The sequence below is a fragment of the Rubneribacter sp. genome, assembly GCF_965361815.1.
Map to the genome: position 1 here is coordinate 36,687 of NZ_CBDTNW010000152.1, position 16,797 is coordinate 53,483.

Consider the following 16,797-nt stretch of genomic DNA (forward strand, 5'->3'; position numbering starts at 1 on the left):
ACCATGGACATCTCTTCCCATAACGCCCGCTATGGGAAGGGGACGAACTTCTTCATTTTAGCAACATCCACCCCCCTTTGCTTGCATGAATGGCGCGTTTGTGCATCTCGTGGTGCCAATGGCGACGGCAGCGATTCTCGACATCGGTTGCAACGTTCTCCGTCACCAAACAACCACCGCGTTCACGGCGTCGCGCTGTTCCTGCGCCGTCATCCTGAGATAGACTCTCGTGGTTTCTATGCTCTCATGCCCCATTAAGTCGGAGAGCAGGGCAATGTCGGGGTTCCTCGCAATAAAGTTCTTCGCGAACAGGTGGCGAAACGAATGGGGGTACACGACTTCCTCTCGCACGCCATATCGCTTCGCGATGCGTTTCAATCCCAACGCTATCCCTCGCGACGAGATGACCGCCCCATCGTCGCCAGCAAACAAAGCGCCCCCCTCCCTGCATTCGAGTTCGCACCAATGCAGAGCCTCGGATTGGATGGGTTTTGCGATGTAGATTCTCCGGAGCTTGCTTCCTTTAGTAATCAAATCAGAATGCCCTTGTTCAACTTGCTCGATCGTTATCTGGCGTAGTTCGCTCACTCGGGCACCCGTGCATGCCATGAATCGAATCAGCACGAACCAGAAAAGGTTTTCGTCTTCGCGGAGGCCTTGGACGATAGTACGATATTCCTCGTTGCTGACCACGTTTTCCAAATAGGGTTTCTGCTGAATGCGAACTCCCTTGAGGCGCAACCCTTTATAGCCAACAAAGTCGAGGTAAGCGTTGAGAGCGGCTATCCGGGCGTTCGCGGTCCTTGCCGAGAACGACGCCATCAGCCATTCCTTGTGCTCCAACAGCGCTCGGTCGTCTATCCGCGAGACGCGTTGCTCGAACTGGCTGACCGCGTACATGTACGAATCGACAGTGTTTTGGGAGAACCCCTTTGCCTCCAAATACAAAGAATATGAAGTCATATCTATCCTCCTGCTTTTTGATTCCCGCGTTCTAGTCGTCCAATCGACGGCTTTCCTGCTCATGCAGTATCCCCTCTCTTCCCATAGCGGGCGTTATGGGAAGGGGCAGTCTGCTGCCAAAACGGTTCAAAAAGATACTGAGGGGTTTGCATGAGCTATCAGCCAGCAGTGAGCGTGATTATGCCGCTGCACAATGCGGAAAACACCATGCGCGAATCAATCGAGAGTCTTCTGCACCAAACCATAGACTCATCCGAAATGGAGATAGTGCTAGTCAATGACGGCTCAACAGACGGCACTGCCAGCATATGCGAAGAATACGGCTCGCAAAACAGCAATGTCGTTGTTTTGCATCAGGAAAATTCCGGCGTAAGCGCAGCGCGTAATGCGGGCATGGACATCGCGAAAGGAAAGTACCTTGCGTTTTTGGATGGGGACGACACCCTCGCTCCAACGACCTTAGAGGCGGCGACTCTGTTTTTCGACAAAAATAGAAGCGAAATAGACATAGTTGTATGTCCACTCATAATTACAAAAAACGACACGCAGACAAAGCATGTTAGCTCGAAGGTGCTGAAGCGTACAGGCGTCTACGATGTTTCGCTCCTTAAAAACGCGTACGCTTTGGTTACGATGATGAGCATTCTCATTAAAAATGATGGGGAGCACAGATTCGACGAAGCTCTATTCGTGCATGAGGACGAGCTTTTCATCATGCAGATAGTTTTGCAGAAGGAAAAACTTGGCTACATAAACGAGGGCGCCTATTACTACAAATATCGAGCAGATAGCGCTGCGCGAACGAAAATGCACCCCTACTATCAGTTCGAGCCTAATATCCGCATGTGGGAGAATCTTTTCAACGCGTACCCGTCAAACGTACCCAAGTATTTGCAAGCCAGTTATTTCAACGAACTTGCATGGAAATTGAGAGAGGACGCGCTTTTCCCTTACCACTACCCCAAAGAAGAGTTCGAACAGGCACGTGATCGGATCCTGCAACTTCTCAACCGCATCGACCTAGATGTGATTATGAAAGCAGACAACACCGATATATACCATAAGATCTTCTTCTTGCGAACCCGCAAACCGTCCCAACTCTCGTTTTCCGTTTCGTCCACAGGGCTCTCAGTTTCTTGCAACAACGTAGTGCTGCATTACCAGAAAAAGATCGAAGCGTATATTCTCAAAACAGGCGCGCATGGGAAAGAATGGCGAATGACGGGATTCCTTAAATCGCCCGTATTCTCAATATGCGAGGAAAAGCCGAGATTGTTTCTTGGCAAAATGCGGAGTTACGGAGAAGAGCGACTGGAGTGTCCGCTGTTTGAATCCAGCTGGAGCCTCCATCGATCGAAGACCAAAACAAATATATTTTGGGGATTCGACATCAGGATCCCCTTGTTCGAAGAAAGCGTTTTCTGCCTCGAGGTGGAGTTGAGCGGAGCAACGCTGCCTGTCGCATACTGCTTTTCCGATAAAGCGATTTTCTCTGGAAAACTGAAGCGTTGGAGTTACGCGGTCAACAATTGCGTCATTTCGGTTGATGCATCGGGGTATATGTCTATTGACCCAAATAATCCGCGAAAGGCAAAAGAGTCCAGGACGGAATCCGACCTCATAGCAAAGCGACACAACGCAAAAGCGTACCTCATCAGACGCGCAATGGCCCTTCTGCCCGCAAGGACGAAATCACTGTGGCTGTATTACGACAGGGGTGCGGTTGGCAAGGACAATGCATTTTTCCAATTCATGCACGACATCGAGACAAACGATGGTATCGAACGATATTACGTGACATCTTTAGATGCAGGCAAGTGGACCGAAGTTTTCGGAAGCCGATACAAGAAGCACATTGTTTCCTTCGATTCAAACAAACACAAAATTCTTCACTTGCAGGCAGATTTGCTGCTTGTTGCTTACATCGAAGAAGAAAACTGGCTCCCTTTCAATAAAAGGTCTTATCCTTATTTTGCTGATCTTATCCGCTATGGAATCATTCATTTGCAGCATGGCGTACTGCACGCCCATCAACCCTGGAAGCATTCTTTCGACAGGTTGCTCATCGATGGCGAAGTCGTCTCGACCAATTACGAGCTGACGAATTTCCAACAAAACTATCTTTTCCCCCGCGAAGCATTGATCGACTCGGGAATGCCTCGGTATGACTTCATCGACTCCGATGCAGAACCGAAGCGTCGTATCCTATTCGCCCCATCATGGCGAAAATATCTCGTCCACCAAACGCAAAAGCTTGATTTTGAGCCTATCGACAACGTGTTTCTTGATTCTGCATGGTGGAAGGAGGTTTCGACGTTTTTGAATTCAGAAACGCTTGCAGAGATGCTTGATGCATATGACTATCATCTAGACATAAAGCTGCATCCCATCTTCAAAGTCTATTCCCGCTTTTTTGAGTTCGACAACCCGAGAATACATCTCATCAACTCTGCAATTGATTCGGATTACGAGGTGTTTATCACAGACTACTCCTCATGGGTATACGACTTCGTGTATCTGAAGAGAAAGATCCTGTATTTTCTTCCGGACGAGGGCTTTTTCTCCTCTGGCTTAAATGGCTATCGCGAAGTGGACATCCCCCTGCAAGATGGCTTTGGCCCGTTTTGCACAAGCGGAGAGCAGCTCTGCATGGAGTTGGCCAATGTGTTGGAAGGCGTGCGGCCCAGTACGCAGTATCGAGAAGCAGACGGTTTTTTCCTTCACTACGACTTCAAGCAGCGCGAACGTCTCTATCGCTCAATTCGCCAACGCATAGAAGACGGAACGCTATGAGAGATACTTTCCAAGCATAGGTAAGGTAGATTTCCAAATGGCACGAATCGAATCGATTGACTCCCTGAAATGGTTCGCCATGCTTTTGGTGGTAGTGGGTCATTTTATCGACATGGGAGTAGCGTACTCGGATAACTACCGGGCGATGTTCGTATTCATCTACGCTTTTCATATGCCCCTGTTCATATTCTTATCCGGACTCTTCGATCACGCCAGGGATAAGTTTCCTTTGGATTCGGTGGTGTTCTTCGTTGCATGGGGCATCGTTTTGCAGGTCTTGTACTTGTTTGTGGGGATGGCGCTGGGTCGGAACGCATCGTTTTCGTTGTTTGCAACCTCGGGCCTCCCATGGTTCATGTTCGCCATGGCGGCATGGAAATCTCTCTGCTGGATCCTGTCCGGAAGAAGTGCGGTTGCCGTTTTTGCGATTGCTGTCTCGCTGGGGCTGGCGATACGGTACGACACCATCAATTTCGATCTTTTCGAGATCGGAAGGATCGTCATCTTCTTCCCCTTCTACTGGGCGGGGTTTTCCTTGACTCCGGAGAAGGTGCTCCGCGTTCTCCGGAGGCGCGCATGCGTGGTTGTTTCGGCATGCAGCGTGCTGGCTTTCTTGCTTGCCTGCTTTGTCTTTACCGATAGCGTCTACGCCTATCGTACCGTTTTTACGGCGCATAGCGCTTATGCCTCGGTTCCTATAAAGAATTGCGGCTGGCCACATCAATTGCTCGCGTACGGCGTTGCCGCAATGCTGTGCGCCTCTTTCATTTCCATTTTCTCGATGCTGAGGTTGAAGGTGCTGGCTCGATGGGGGCAACGGACCCTTGCCGCGTACAGCTGGCATTACCCGGTGGTGTACGCTTTGCAGGCAGCCGGCATACCAGCCAGCTTGCTGAACGGCGCCGTGTCGGGAGGAGGGTACATCTGGGTTTCTCTCGCGGTCCTTACCACGGTTGTTTTGTCGTTCGAGATGTTTCAGAAACCGATCGACGCCTTGCGTCTTATGCTGAAAAGAAAAGCAATCAACCCGCAATCGACCTAGGTTGCATCTTGCACTCCAAATCTCTTGCATTTTGCACTCCAAATCGTTTGCAATTTGCACTTCGCACCAGGTGGAGATAAAATCAACATTCTTGAAGCAAAGCCGATCCTAAGGGGCTGCGCATGGCTCAATACATTGACCGCATTGTGGATGCCGAGCTTGAGGACGACCTCTCAATCTTTGGCGCCGTGGCTCTTCGCGGGCCAAAATGGTGCGGCAAAACCACCACCGGCCGCAAGTTCTCTCAATCTGAAATCTCCATGACCGACCCAGCAAACGACTTCGCCGGCAGGCTCATGGCAACCACTGATCCCGCAACAGCCCTTGTCGGAAAAACCCCGCGCCTTGTGGACGAATGGCAGGAAGTGCCCAAGCTCTGGGACGCGATTCGCTACGAATGCGACCGCCGGGAAAAGCCCGGGCAGTTCGTTCTTGCCGGCTCGACCACGCCGAACGATTCCGAAACGCCCATGCACAGCGGAGCGGGCCGTTTCGCCATATTGAGAATGGACACCATGACCCTCTTCGAAATGGGGCGCTCCACAGGGGAGGTGTCGCTATCGCGCCTGTTCGCCGGCGAGACATTCAGGGGGGCGCTCGGCTCCATGGCAGGATTGCCGTCCGTGGCCGAGGCGGTATGCCGGGGCGGCTGGCCCAGCGCCGTCAACTTCCCAACGCGCATGGCCATGAGGGTGGCAAGCGAGTACGTGAACACGGTGGCTGAATCCGACGTATCGCGCATTGACGGGGTGAGGCGAGATCCGGCAAAGATACGCGCGCTTTTGACTTCGCTCGCCCGCAACGAATCCACTCTCGCGGGAATTAAGGCAATCAGCGCCGATATGGACGGGCAGCTTGCAAGAAACGCTGTTTCCCAATACTTATCCGTCCTTGCTCGCGTATACGTAATCGACGACGTTCCCGCATGGAACCCAGCGCTCAGATCGCCTGTTAGGCTCAGAAGCTCCGCTAAGCGTCATCTTGCAGACCCATCGCTCGCCGTCGCTGCGCTTGGCGCAAACGAATCCTCGCTTGTCCGCGACCCTAAAACCCTGGGCCTGCTCTTTGAGTCCTTGGCGATACACGACCTCAAAGTATACGCCCGCCCTATGGGCGCCGCAGTCTATCACTACCATGACGCGGCGGATCTTGAAGTTGACGCCATTGTGGCGAAAAGAAACGGCGACTGGGCGGCTTTCGAAGTCAAGATGGGGCCGTCCGGCATCGCCGAAGGCGTCAAAAACATCCTCGCGCTTGAGAAAAAGATGGTTGCGCACGGGGAAAGGCCCCCGGTTGCCAAATGCGTTCTTGTCGCTTACGGCGCACCGGCGCATGTGACGGAGGCGGGTGTTCAGATTGTGCCCATCGACGCTCTGGCACCGTAGGATACAATGGCGACCAGCGAAATCCCGAAACAAGGAGAGGGACCGATTTGAGTCCGAACAGCCATACGAGCATTGTCGTCAGCGTCGTCATCCCCGCTCACAACAGCGCCGACACCATCCCCGCCGCCGTCGAAAGCCTTCGTCAGCAAACCATCGCCCCCGAGCAGCTGCAGATCGTCCTCGTCAACGACGGTTCCGCCGACGACACCTTGGCTACGTGCGCCAAACTCGCCGCCGAAGACGATCGCATCACGGTCGTCGACAAGCCCAACGGAGGCGTGGGGAGCGCCCGCAATGCGGGCATCGAGGCAGCCGAGGGACGCTATATCGCCTTCCTCGACAGCGATGACACCCTGCTCCCTGAAACGCTTGAGGCTTGCGTCGCGTTCTTCGACGAGCGCTACGACGAGGTCGACCTCGTCACCTACCCTATGAGGCTCTACGACGAGACTCGCGAATGGCCCCATGTGCGCGAGCAGGTCCTCACCGAAACGGGCGTCTACGACCTGACGAAACTCCAGAACGCCTTCGCGCTGGTGACCAACGTCAACGTGCTGGTGAAAAACGATGTGTCCCTCCCCCGCTTCCGCGAAGACCTCCTCATCCACGAGGACGAGCTGTTCTTCCTCACCATCTTGCTCAAAAAGCTCAAAGTGGGTTTCTGCAAAACGGGCGCCTACCGCTACCGTCAACTCGCCGGCAGCGCCATCGCCACCAAGATGCACCCGTTCTACCAGTTCGAGAAGAACATCGGATTTTGGGAGGATCTGTTCGCCGCTTACCCCCACGAAGCGCCCCTCTACCTGCAAGCGTCGTTTCTCAACGAGGTGAATTGGAAGATTCGGCAGGACCTCCTGTTCCCGTACCACTACGAAAGCGACCGCTTCCAACATGCCATCGACCGCATACGCGCCCTGATGGGCCGCGTCTGCGACGATGTGATATTCACCTCCCCCCGCAGCGACGAGCACTATCGCCACTACCTGGCCTCCCTCAAACCCCAGGAAGGCCTGCTCTGCACGCTCCAGGAGGGAGGGTTCGTCCTTCGCCGAAGCAATCACGTGCTGCTGTGCCGCAACAGCGTTGAAGCCGACATCGTCAAAACGCGTGTTGCGGATGAAGAGCTGCACATCACGGGGATCCTCCGCTCGGTCCTTTTCCAATATGCGGAAACGCCCGCGCTCTTCCTCACGGTAGGCGGCGACGTCGTCAACGTCCCGCTTCTCCCCACTTCGCACGACTACCACGAAGGGCGCACGCGCACCAACCGATTCTGGAGGTTTGAGACGTCCGTTTCCCTCTCCCGCAGCACCGTCGCCTCGCTCTCTCTGTCCGTGCAAGGCCGTCAGCTGCCCTTGCGCCTCACGTTCTCCTCCAGAGCCAACCTCGACACGGAAAACGGCATCCTCGCCTTCGATGCCGGCGATTGCCTTGTGAAGGCCGATGCCGCATTGCCCGGCATCAGGATAACCCGCCGCCCGTCCGCAACCTCCAAAGCCGCCCGGTGGCTGCGCTGCACCCGCTCCGTTGCCCAACGGAACCGGAAGGCCTTGGCCATGCGCGCCGCGCTCGCCGTCCGCCCGAAACGCAAAAGGCCGCTGTGGCTCTATTACGACCGAAGCGGAGTGGGAGCCGACAACGCCTTCCTCCAATTCCTCCACGACAGCGAAATGGACGACGGGATAGAGCGCTTCTACGTGACGAAGGACGATCCGGACGCCTTCGACGCGCAGCTCTCCCCACATCAGCGCGCGCACGTCATAGGATTCGCCTCTCCGGAGCACCGCCTCCTGCACCTTGAGGCCGACCGGATAGTAGCCGCCTACATCGAGCATCCCAACTGGTGTCCGTTCGCGCAGAAGACCATGCGCGGGCTTGCCGACCTTATCCGCTACGATGTCGTCTACCTGCAGCACGGCGTCCTGCACGCCCACATGCCCTGGAAATACTCGGCAGATCGCCTGCTGATCGATTACATGGTGGTTTCCACCCGGTTCGAGGAGAAGAACCTGACGCAGTCATATGGTTTCGCCAACAGCCAGCTTATCCGCAGCGGCATGCCCCGCTACGACACGATAGACCTCGACGCCCCATCCCAACGCCGCATCCTTTTCGCCCCCTCGTGGCGCAAAAGCCTCGTCGCCCAACCCCCCGGCCTCGCGTTCGAAGCCAAACCCGCCGCCTTCCGGCAATCGTCGTTCTGGCGCTCCGTCGAACTGCTGCTCTCCAATGCCCGGCTGACCGCGCTGCTCGAAGAGCACGACTATCATCTCGACATCAAGCTGCATCCCATCTTTCGCGTGTACGAAACCGACTTCGCCGCCTTGTCCGCCGAACGCATCCACCTGGTCGACGCCGTCAACGAGAGCGACTACCGCATCTTCGTGACAGACTACTCGTCATGGGTGTTCGATTTCGTCTACCTCAAGCGCGCCATCGCTTACTTCCTGCCCGACGAACAGGAGTTCCGCGCCGGACTCAACGGCTATCGGGAGCTCGACCTGCCCTTGGAAGAGGGCTTCGGCCCAATTGCGCGCACACCCGACGAGCTGCTGGACGCACTTGAGTCCCTGTTGGACAATGGCGGCAAGCCCAGCCCGCCGCACGCGCATCGGATGGAGGGGTTCTTCCTCCATTACGGCGGCGGTCACAGAGAGCGCCTTTACAAAGCCCTTATGGAGTCTTGGAAGGGAAGGCGTCACTCCTGAGGATCAAAAGACGGCAAAGCGCCATCCCCGAACACCTCTCCTATTATCCGCTCCGTCGCCCGCCCGTCGCAAGCGCTCATGAACCTGTCGCGGAACAACCTCACGCGATCGGCGTCGAACCGTTCGTCCACATGCGCCAGGTAGTCTACCAGGTCCTCGTTCCTTGAAAATACCGGCCCCGGCGTCAGCTCGTCGTAGTCGTAGTAGAAGCCGCGCCAGTCGTCGTAGTCGTCTTTGTCGTAGGCGAAAAACGCCATCGGACGCCCGAGCAGCGAGTACTCGAACACAAGCGACGAGTAGTCCGACACGCACGCATCCGCCCTGCACAGCAGCTTGTCGATGGGAAGAGCAGCAGACACGTCGAAGGCGAAGTCCCTGCACCCTTCGGGCACCTCCGGCCGCTTCGCGACGAAGGGATGGTGCTTGACAAGCAGCACCCATTCTCCACCGAGCGCTCGCTTGAGCGCCGCAACGTCGAGGGCGTCCGGCCCGACGGCTTCGTTGGCCTTTCCGCGAAACGTCGGGGCGTAGAGCAGCACTTTTTTACCCGCGCAAGCGGGAACCGCTTCCTCCACGGCGCTCCGGGCCGAAGCAACGAACCCGTCTTGGAAAAACACGTCGGTGCGGCTGACCCCCAAGGGCTTGATGATGTCCTCGCGACCCTCAAGATCCATCGCCTCGGCATAGGCCCATACGACCTCCGGACTGCTGACGGTCACCAGCGAGAGGTTCTCGTAGAACGGATGGCGCTTCTTGTCGGCCCGCGAGCCTCCGAACAAAAGGTCGGCCGTGCTCATCCCCCACTTCTTAAACGCCCCGCATGCGTGCCACAGCTGCACGACCTTCGTCTCGGGGCGCAACGGCAGGCAGCTGATCACGTCCGACGCGTCGTCTAGGAACACGACCTCCGCCCGCGCGACGGCTTTCACGGCCCGCAGGCAGTTCAGGTAGTATTCCACAACCCCTGCGCGCCCGTAGCCCAAGGACAGAAACCCCACGCGCCGGGCCGGATCCGCCGACAGGCGCCCGTGCAGCTCCTTGAAGCTGTCCGGCAATTCGGCGAGCTTCCGCTCCAAGAACAGCACCGACCCCGCATCGACGGGCCTGCGCGCATGGCGTCGGTACGCCCACGGCAAAACGCCCCACAACACGACGTCTTTGATCGCCCCTTTGAGCGCCTCCTTCGCCTGCGACAGCATCGAGGGCCTCACACGTCCCATCGCATGACGGTCTTGCCCATGCCCTTGCGGGCGTCGGACTCGAACGCCCGCACCGCCTGCGCGACGGACGACACGTCGAACACTTCCCCAACCAGAGCCGACAGATAGGACAGAGCCTCGGGCCGATCATGGTAGAACGCCACCACGTCCTCAAAGTCCGCCCGCCCGCTCCTGCTGCTGCCGAACAGGCGAAGCCCCTTCTCCAGCACCATGCGCGTGTTCACGGGAACGGGATTCTCGGAAACCCCCAGAAGCGACACCGTCCCCTCGGGGCGTATGCAATCGATGATCTGGTCCACCGCCGCAGCCGATCCGTCGCCCCCGCAGCATTCGAACGCATGGTCAACCTGGAAGCCCGCATCAACATCGCACGCCAGCAGCGTCTCGTCCGCAAACGTGAAGTCGGCCAGCTTCAGAGCGTTGCGCCCCACCACCGCAACGCGGATGCCGGGGAATCTGAGATGCAGGATGAGGCTCACGATGAAGCCCAGGTTCCCATCGCCCCACACGCCGACCCGCGCGCGATCCCCGTGCGCGATGGCGTCGAAGCGGCTCACCGCATGCATGGCCACGCTCACCAGCTCCGTGAACGCCGCCACCTCCTCGTCCAAACCTTGCGGCAGCTCCACCACGCGCGAGGGCGGCAGCGCCAGGTACTCCTGCATGAAGCCGTCGAAGCCGCTTCCGCAGAACTCGCTCGTGCGCAGGTAGTTCTCCGCCCTCCACGGATCGGTTTCGTGCGGGTTGTTGGGCAGCATGACCACCTTGGCGCCCCGACGGAACATGCCCGCGGGGTCGAGCACCACCTGGCCCACCCCTTCGTGGATGAGCGCCATCGGCAGCTTTTTCGCCAGCGCCTCGGCGCTGCGCGTGCCCTGATAGTACCGCTGGTCGGCGTTGCAGATGGACAGGTGCGTGGGCCGCACCAGCACGCACGGAGCGCCGCCCATGTCCAGCTCAACCTCCACCGGCTCGAACGTCCGCGGAGCGACGAGCCTGTACACGCAGTTCAGCACGCTATCCCCCCATCAACGCAGTCGCCAGGCGCATGTCCTGGGGATACGTGATCTTCATGTTGCCCGGATCCCCCATGACAAGCGCCACCCGCTCGCCGCGCAGCACGCACACCTTGCAGGCGTCCGTGAGCGTCCGCTCCTCCTCGGGAGAAAGGCTCTCCATCATCCGCTTCAGGTGGAGCAGCTTGAACGACTGCGGAGTCTGCCCTTGGTAGAGCGCGCTGCGATCGGGGATGTCCTCGATCACCTCCCCGTCAACGCTCTTCACGATGGTGTCCGTGGCCGGAACCACCGTGTCGCACGCGCCGAATTCGCGGGCGGCCTCCAGGTTCTCGCGGATTATCCGGTGGCTCACAAAGGGGCGGACCGCGTCGTGCGTCACCAGCACGGCCTCCTCGTCGACCTCGCAATGGCCCTCCACCCATGACAGCGCGCACCGCACGGTGTCGTTGCGCGTCGCGCCGCCCGGCACCACCGCTATCTCGTCGGCGAACGCGGGAACGTAGCGCGCCAGCAGGTCCTTCGTCTGCCGCAGCCACGTTTCCGGACACAGCACCAGCACCGCGTCGAACAGCCCCGTGGCGCAGAACTTCTCCACCGTGTGAGCGAGCACGGGCTTCGACCCCAGCATGAGGAACTGCTTGGGCTTGTCAAGGTTGCCCATACGGGTGCCGGAGCCTCCGGCCAGAATCGCCGCGTACGCTTTGCCTTCCTGAAGCATGTCCGCTCCTTCGCTCCTAGAAATTCGCCTCATAGTACGCCGTGGCGTCGTCTATGGGGCCGTCGAACACCTTCGTGCCCTGGTCAAGCACGATGCCGCGGCTGCAGAACTCCTTGGCCGTGGCGGAGGCGTGCGTGACGAACAGCACGGTCACGTTCTCGTCCATCATGATCTCGCGGATGCGCTCGATGCACTTGCGCTGGAACGTCCTGTCGCCCACCGACAGCGCCTCGTCCACCACCAGGATGTCCGGATCTATGGCCACCGCGAACGCGAAGCCCAGCCGCGCCTTCATGCCGCTCGAGTACGTGCGCATGGGCTGGTCGATGTAGAGCCCCAGCTCCGCGAAGTCCACCACGCCCGGCTCCAGCTCCTTGATCTCGGCGCGCGAAAGCCCCAGTATCTGCCCGCGCAGCGCGATGTTCTCGCGCCCGGTCAGCTGCATGTCGAACCCTGCCGTCAGCTCAAGGAGCGCGCTCACGCGCCCGGAAACGGACACCTCTCCGCTCGTGGGATGCGTCACGCCCGTCACCATCTTGAGCGCCGTTGACTTGCCCGCCCCGTTGCGGCCCAGAAACGCCACCGCCTCGCCCTTGCGGATCTCAAACGACAGATCCTTGCTCGCGTCCACGCTGCCCAGGAAGCTCCCCTTCTTCTTGTAGTTGAAGATGCCCAGGAAGCGGCCCCGGTCGTTTTTGTACAGGTTGTAGGTCTTGGTCACGCCGTCAAACCGGATGACCACCTCGTCGCTGACGCTCGTTTTGTGCAGCGACTTGGCGTCTTTGAGCGAAGAAGCGTCAGAGGACATCGGCCACCTCCTCGTTGAACTGCCGGTACACGAGCACCGCGGCAACGAGCGTCAGCGCGAACACGGCGGCGAACCCCCCGCACATAAGCGGGTCCTCCCAAAACCACGTCTTGTCGTAGAACGCCCCCCGAAACGAGGTCACGAAAAACGTGATGGGGTTGAAGTACAGGATGGCCTGGATCCAGTCCACCGGCACGCTCTTCACGTTGAAGATGACGCCTGAGAGCCAGAAGAAGGGCGTGGACATGGCGTGCATGAGGTTGGCCACGTCCTTGCTGATGGCCGAAAGCTGGCTGAACAGGATGGACACCAGATCCCAGAACAAAAACATGAGCGCCAGCAAAAGCGGCACCTGCGCAAGGTAGGGATCGAGCGGCATGCCGTAGGCGAAGTACAGGGCGAGCAGAACCGCCATCAGCATGAGCTGGACCAGCATGGTCGCCGACGCGAAGATGGTGGAGATGCCGCTTAAAGGAAACTTGATCTTGTTCACCAGATACGGGTAGCGGTGCATCACGTCGATGCCGGCGCCCAGCATGTCCTGCATGAAGAACCACGGGATGAGGCCCGCGCACAGCCACAGCAGATACGGAGGAGCGCCCGCCTCGCCGCCGCTGCCCACGCGCAGCCCCACATCGAGCGCGAACCAGAAGCAGAAGATGTACATGCCCGGCTTGATGAGAAACCACGCCCAGGACAGCACCGCGCCGCGGCTTTTCTTCACCAGCTCGAAGATGGCCAGGCGGCCTATCTGCCTGCGCCATTCCCAGTTGTCCCTCAGTATTGTCGCAAGAGTGCCCAGCACGATGCTCCTACTCCGTTCCCCAACAGACAAGCCTTAATGATAGCACAGCGACACCCCCGAACCCCTTCAGCGGTCCTCGAACCGCGGGGCGGGGATCACGCCCGAAGGGTCCTCGCCCGCCTCCACAACCGCCATAAGCTCGTCCCAGGCGGCAGGCTGCTCGTCCACCACCCACAGCCCGTCCTCCCGCTCGCCGCCCTCGTAAGGACCCGTGCAGGAGTAGATGGCCACCTCGTCCCCATGCGCGACGAAATCCATGACCAAAAAGGCCGCAGCCGCCATGTCGAGGTTGGTCGTCACGTTCTCCTCAAGGTCCAGCAAGGCGGCGGTCACCGCCTCGTCGTTGGGCGACTCCAGCACCTTCCCGATGATGGCCGCCTCTATGTTGCGCACGTTGACCTGCCGAAGCGCGTCCTGGTCGTCGCCGTACTCCTTGCGCGCCCGCGCCAGCACCAAAGCCTCCGCCCCGTCGAGCAGCTGATCCTCGCCCGCCGTCACGGTCACGTTGTCCGCCGTCATCGGGTCGGGCACCGTCACGTTCGCCGGCACGTCCACCACCACGCCGCCCAGCGCGTCGATCAAGTCGCTGAACGACGTGAAGTCCACCATCATGTAGTAAGGCACCGCAACGCCCGTCAGACTCTCGACCGCCCTTGCCGCCTCCGCCGGATCGCCGTCCAGAAGCGCGTCGTTGATCCTTCCGTCCGACCCGTTCAAAACCGTGTCGCGGGGCACGGTCACCAGCGTGATCAGGTACGAACGGGGATCGACCCGCATGAGCGTCATCACATCGGAGTGCTGGTCAACCTGGGCGTGCTCGCCCCTCTTGCCCGTGTAGAGCGCCGTCCCCTTGCGGGAGTCGGACCCGATGAGCAGCACGTAGAACGGCTCGTCCGAATGCACTTCCACAACGGCCGGCCCCTCGCGCCTGACCGGCCCCGCAACGCTGTCGAGGATCAGGACCAGGCCGATGAACGAAAGGGACAGGGCGGCCACCACCGCCACGGCCATGGCCGCCGTTATCCTGGACCGTCTTTTCTGGCTCTCGGTGACCTGCGACATGCCAACCGCCCAGCCTAGCGCCGTTTCACGGGAACGCGGGGACCGCGACGGCCCCTGTTGTCGTAATGGTGCTTCAAAACGGGCTTGAACAGGCCGAACCTCCAAATGACGAAGAACAGCGCCACGGCGAGCGCCGCCATCATGGCCCAGCGCACCGGTCCGGCCAGCCCGCCCATCAAGCATCCGGTCACGGCCAGCACCGCCGAGCAGACCCACAGGACGGCCACGGAGCGCTTCTGGCTCAAGCCGGCGCGCATGAGACGGTGATGGATGTGCCCCAGATCGGCCTGCTCCACAGGCTGATGGGCGCGTTTCCTCCTGATGATGGCCGACACGGTGTCCAAAAACGGAACGCCCGCAATGACCAGCGGCACCAGCATGACGACGAAGCTCTGGGTGCGCACCACGCCCGCCACCGAGACAACGCCCACCGACAACCCCAAAAGCAACGAGCCCGAATCCCCCATGAACACCGAGGCCGGAAAGAAGTTGTACCGCAGAAACGCCAGGCAGACGGCCACGATAGCCAAGCACACCAACGCCAGCGTGAAGCTGCCGCGGACCCACACCAAAAACAGCAGGCTCGTCGCCACGATGGCGACTATCCCCGAGGCCAATCCGTCCAAACCGTCTATGAGGTTGGTGATGTTGGCGAACACCACCAGGTACAGCACCGTCAAAGGGTAGTCCAGCCAACCCAGCTCAAGGTAGTCGGCCGTCCCCGAAGCGCGGACGGCCCCTATGGTGACCCCCGACAAGGCGACGATCGCAGCCGATGCCACCTGGCCGGCCAGCTTCACGTTCGGGGAAAGCTGCGTGATGTCGTCCACCAGCCCCACGCAGAACATGACGGTCGCGCCAACGTAGAGAAGGAGGTAGTTCACGTCGTTGAGAATGTAGAGGTCGTGAAGGTCCCATCCGAAAAACCGCACGCCCAAAAACACCGAGAAGCACGCCGCCACTATCCCCGCGTACAGGGCGATGCCCCCGCAGCGCGGCACGGGATCATGGTTGAGGCGCCGGTTGCCCGGATAGTCGACGGCCCCTATCCTCACGGCTATCCACTTGGAAACGGGCACCATGCAGTACGTGACCGCAAAAGCCACGCAAAACACGATTGCCGCCTGATACCACTCCATTGGTTCCTTCGGGAAGACGCCGCCTGCAAACGATAGCCACACCGCATTGTAACAGAATCGTAAGAAACGACCCCCTACCCCCGAAACTTTCCGGCCAGGCGGCGGGAGAACGGCGACGGAGCCTTCGCGAAAGGCCCCCTACCACTCCACCGGCTTCGCGCGCCACATGCGCCACTTGATGGCGAGCTTGTCCAGCACGCCCGCCTGCGACCAGGGCTTGAACTTCCCATACGGAAGGGAGTCGATGGGCCCGAGCGGGCCTTTGTCCGGCTCGCCGCAGTCGTCCTCCAAGATGCTGGCGTAACGGGCCATGCTGCGCGGGTACCCGGCGAAAAACGCGGGGGCGTGCTTGTCAAGCTCCAGCTCGGCAAAGGCGCCGTCGCGCAGGCGGCGCGCCATCTCCGCGCGCACGTCGTCGTCGGGCATGGTCTCGATGTTCCACAGCGTCCAATCGAACGCCCAGTTCAGATAGCTGCGGCCCAGGCCGTCCCAGCAATCGCCCGGCAGCCCCTTCAAAAACGCCTTCATGCGGCAAAGCGCCTCGTAGAACGCGTAAGGGTCCTTCGCGCGCGAGCTTGACACCGAGCCGCCGCGCCCAATGCGGTGGTCGATCAAAACCTCGTCCACCACGCAGATGCGGCGCGCCAGGACCACGGCCTTGTACGTGAAGAGCATGTCCTCGCTGTTGGCCAGGTCCTCCGGGAACCGAAGCCCCTCCTTGCGCGCGAAGTCCGTCCGGTACAGCTTGTCCCACGGCCACCCCATGAAGGCGGCGAAGGGATTGCCCTCCATGTCGCGCCACGAGAACGCGGACAGGCCGGCCGGCAGCTGGCCCCGCTTGAGCGCCCACGGCGCCTCCTCGCGCCGCCCGGTGGCGTGATCGATCTGGACGATGTCGCACACCGCCAGATCGGCGTCGTTTCCCACGATGCCGCGGTGCAGCTTTTCCAGCAAGTCGGGATGGAACACGTCGTCGCCGTCCAGGAGCATGAAAAACGGCGAGTCCACCATCTCCAGGCCCCTGTTGCGCGCGCCGGCGGCCCCCAGGCCCTCTGTGCGCCCGACCGAGAGGCGCCCTTCCGACGCGCAGAACACCTGGGCCCCCGCGTCCACTCCGTCCAAGGACCCGTCCTCC

Annotated in this window: 13 protein-coding genes; 4 read left to right on the forward strand and 9 right to left on the reverse strand. The window is 59.6% G+C overall.

Annotation, left to right across the window (positions count from 1 at the left end):
- Positions 1-162: 162 nt before the first annotated feature.
- On the reverse strand, positions 163-963 hold the full coding sequence (locus tag ACWKY3_RS11250) for a tyrosine-type recombinase/integrase (protein ID WP_449316497.1): 801 nt from the start codon (positions 961-963) through the stop codon (positions 163-165).
- Positions 964-1,113: 150 nt separating this feature from the next.
- Here ACWKY3_RS11250 and ACWKY3_RS11255 point away from each other — a divergent pair, with 150 nt between their 5' ends.
- The 4 genes from ACWKY3_RS11255 to ACWKY3_RS11270 all read left to right on the forward strand — a co-directional run bounded on the left by ACWKY3_RS11255 (position 1,114) and on the right by ACWKY3_RS11270 (position 8,891).
- Entirely contained in the window at positions 1,114-3,756 is a 2,643-nt protein-coding gene (locus ACWKY3_RS11255) for a glycosyltransferase (RefSeq protein WP_449316498.1), read from the forward strand.
- A gap of 37 nt (positions 3,757-3,793) precedes the next feature.
- Entirely contained in the window at positions 3,794-4,798 is a 1,005-nt protein-coding gene (locus tag ACWKY3_RS11260; protein WP_449316499.1) for an acyltransferase family protein, read from the forward strand.
- 122 nt (positions 4,799-4,920) lie between these two features.
- The gene (locus ACWKY3_RS11265) at positions 4,921-6,183 is read left to right on the forward strand and encodes an ATP-binding protein (protein ID WP_449316500.1); all 1,263 of its coding nucleotides are present in this window, start codon (positions 4,921-4,923) and stop codon (positions 6,181-6,183) included.
- A gap of 47 nt (positions 6,184-6,230) precedes the next feature.
- On the forward strand, positions 6,231-8,891 hold the full coding sequence (locus tag ACWKY3_RS11270; protein ID WP_449316501.1) for a bifunctional glycosyltransferase/CDP-glycerol:glycerophosphate glycerophosphotransferase: 2,661 nt from the start codon (positions 6,231-6,233) through the stop codon (positions 8,889-8,891).
- Here the strand turns inward: ACWKY3_RS11270 and ACWKY3_RS11275 are convergent.
- The 8 genes from ACWKY3_RS11275 to ACWKY3_RS11310 all read right to left on the reverse strand — a co-directional run.
- Complete coding sequence (locus ACWKY3_RS11275) at positions 8,882-10,111, reverse strand: CDP-glycerol glycerophosphotransferase family protein (RefSeq protein ID WP_449316502.1); 1,230 nt, start codon at positions 10,109-10,111, stop codon at positions 8,882-8,884. The genes ACWKY3_RS11270 and ACWKY3_RS11275 overlap by 10 nt on opposite strands.
- On the reverse strand, positions 10,099-11,127 hold the full coding sequence (locus ACWKY3_RS11280) for a zinc-binding dehydrogenase (protein ID WP_449316503.1): 1,029 nt from the start codon (positions 11,125-11,127) through the stop codon (positions 10,099-10,101). Before ACWKY3_RS11280 ends, ACWKY3_RS11275 begins: the two co-directional genes overlap by 13 nt.
- 1 nt (position 11,128) lies before the next feature.
- Positions 11,129-11,848: an IspD/TarI family cytidylyltransferase gene (locus ACWKY3_RS11285; protein ID WP_449316504.1), complete on the reverse strand. Its 720-nt coding sequence runs from the start codon at positions 11,846-11,848 to the stop codon at positions 11,129-11,131.
- A 16-nt stretch (positions 11,849-11,864) separates the two neighbouring features.
- Positions 11,865-12,656, reverse strand: coding sequence for an ABC transporter ATP-binding protein (locus ACWKY3_RS11290; protein WP_449316505.1), 792 nt, complete (start codon positions 12,654-12,656; stop codon positions 11,865-11,867).
- On the reverse strand, positions 12,646-13,461 hold the full coding sequence (locus ACWKY3_RS11295) for an ABC transporter permease (RefSeq protein ID WP_449316506.1): 816 nt from the start codon (positions 13,459-13,461) through the stop codon (positions 12,646-12,648). Before ACWKY3_RS11295 ends, ACWKY3_RS11290 begins: the two co-directional genes overlap by 11 nt.
- A gap of 66 nt (positions 13,462-13,527) precedes the next feature.
- Positions 13,528-14,523, reverse strand: coding sequence for an LCP family protein (locus tag ACWKY3_RS11300; protein ID WP_449316507.1), 996 nt, complete (start codon positions 14,521-14,523; stop codon positions 13,528-13,530).
- Between the two features lie 14 nt (positions 14,524-14,537).
- The gene (locus tag ACWKY3_RS11305) at positions 14,538-15,662 is read right to left on the reverse strand and encodes a glycosyltransferase family 4 protein (RefSeq protein WP_449316508.1); all 1,125 of its coding nucleotides are present in this window, start codon (positions 15,660-15,662) and stop codon (positions 14,538-14,540) included.
- 138 nt (positions 15,663-15,800) lie between these two features.
- A partial coding sequence (locus tag ACWKY3_RS11310) for a glycosyltransferase family 2 protein (RefSeq protein ID WP_449316509.1) occupies positions 15,801-16,797 on the reverse strand: 997 nt, incomplete at its 5' end.

Bases quoted from the DNA above. Each gene is read 5' to 3' on its own strand.
- ACWKY3_RS11260 (WP_449316499.1), top strand. From the start codon at position 3,794: ATGGCACGAATCGAATCGATTGACTCCCTGAAATGGTTCGCCATGCTT.
- ACWKY3_RS11255 (WP_449316498.1), top strand. From the start codon at position 1,114: ATGAGCTATCAGCCAGCAGTGAGCGTGATTATGCCGCTGCACAATGCG.
- ACWKY3_RS11290 (WP_449316505.1), bottom strand. From the start codon at position 12,656: ATGTCCTCTGACGCTTCTTCGCTCAAAGACGCCAAGTCGCTGCACAAA.
- ACWKY3_RS11285 (WP_449316504.1), bottom strand. From the start codon at position 11,848: ATGCTTCAGGAAGGCAAAGCGTACGCGGCGATTCTGGCCGGAGGCTCC.
- ACWKY3_RS11305 (WP_449316508.1), bottom strand. From the start codon at position 15,662: ATGGAGTGGTATCAGGCGGCAATCGTGTTTTGCGTGGCTTTTGCGGTC.
- ACWKY3_RS11250 (WP_449316497.1), bottom strand. From the start codon at position 963: ATGACTTCATATTCTTTGTATTTGGAGGCAAAGGGGTTCTCCCAAAAC.
- ACWKY3_RS11275 (WP_449316502.1), bottom strand. From the start codon at position 10,111: ATGGGACGTGTGAGGCCCTCGATGCTGTCGCAGGCGAAGGAGGCGCTC.
- ACWKY3_RS11265 (WP_449316500.1), top strand. From the start codon at position 4,921: ATGGCTCAATACATTGACCGCATTGTGGATGCCGAGCTTGAGGACGAC.
- ACWKY3_RS11300 (WP_449316507.1), bottom strand. From the start codon at position 14,523: ATGTCGCAGGTCACCGAGAGCCAGAAAAGACGGTCCAGGATAACGGCG.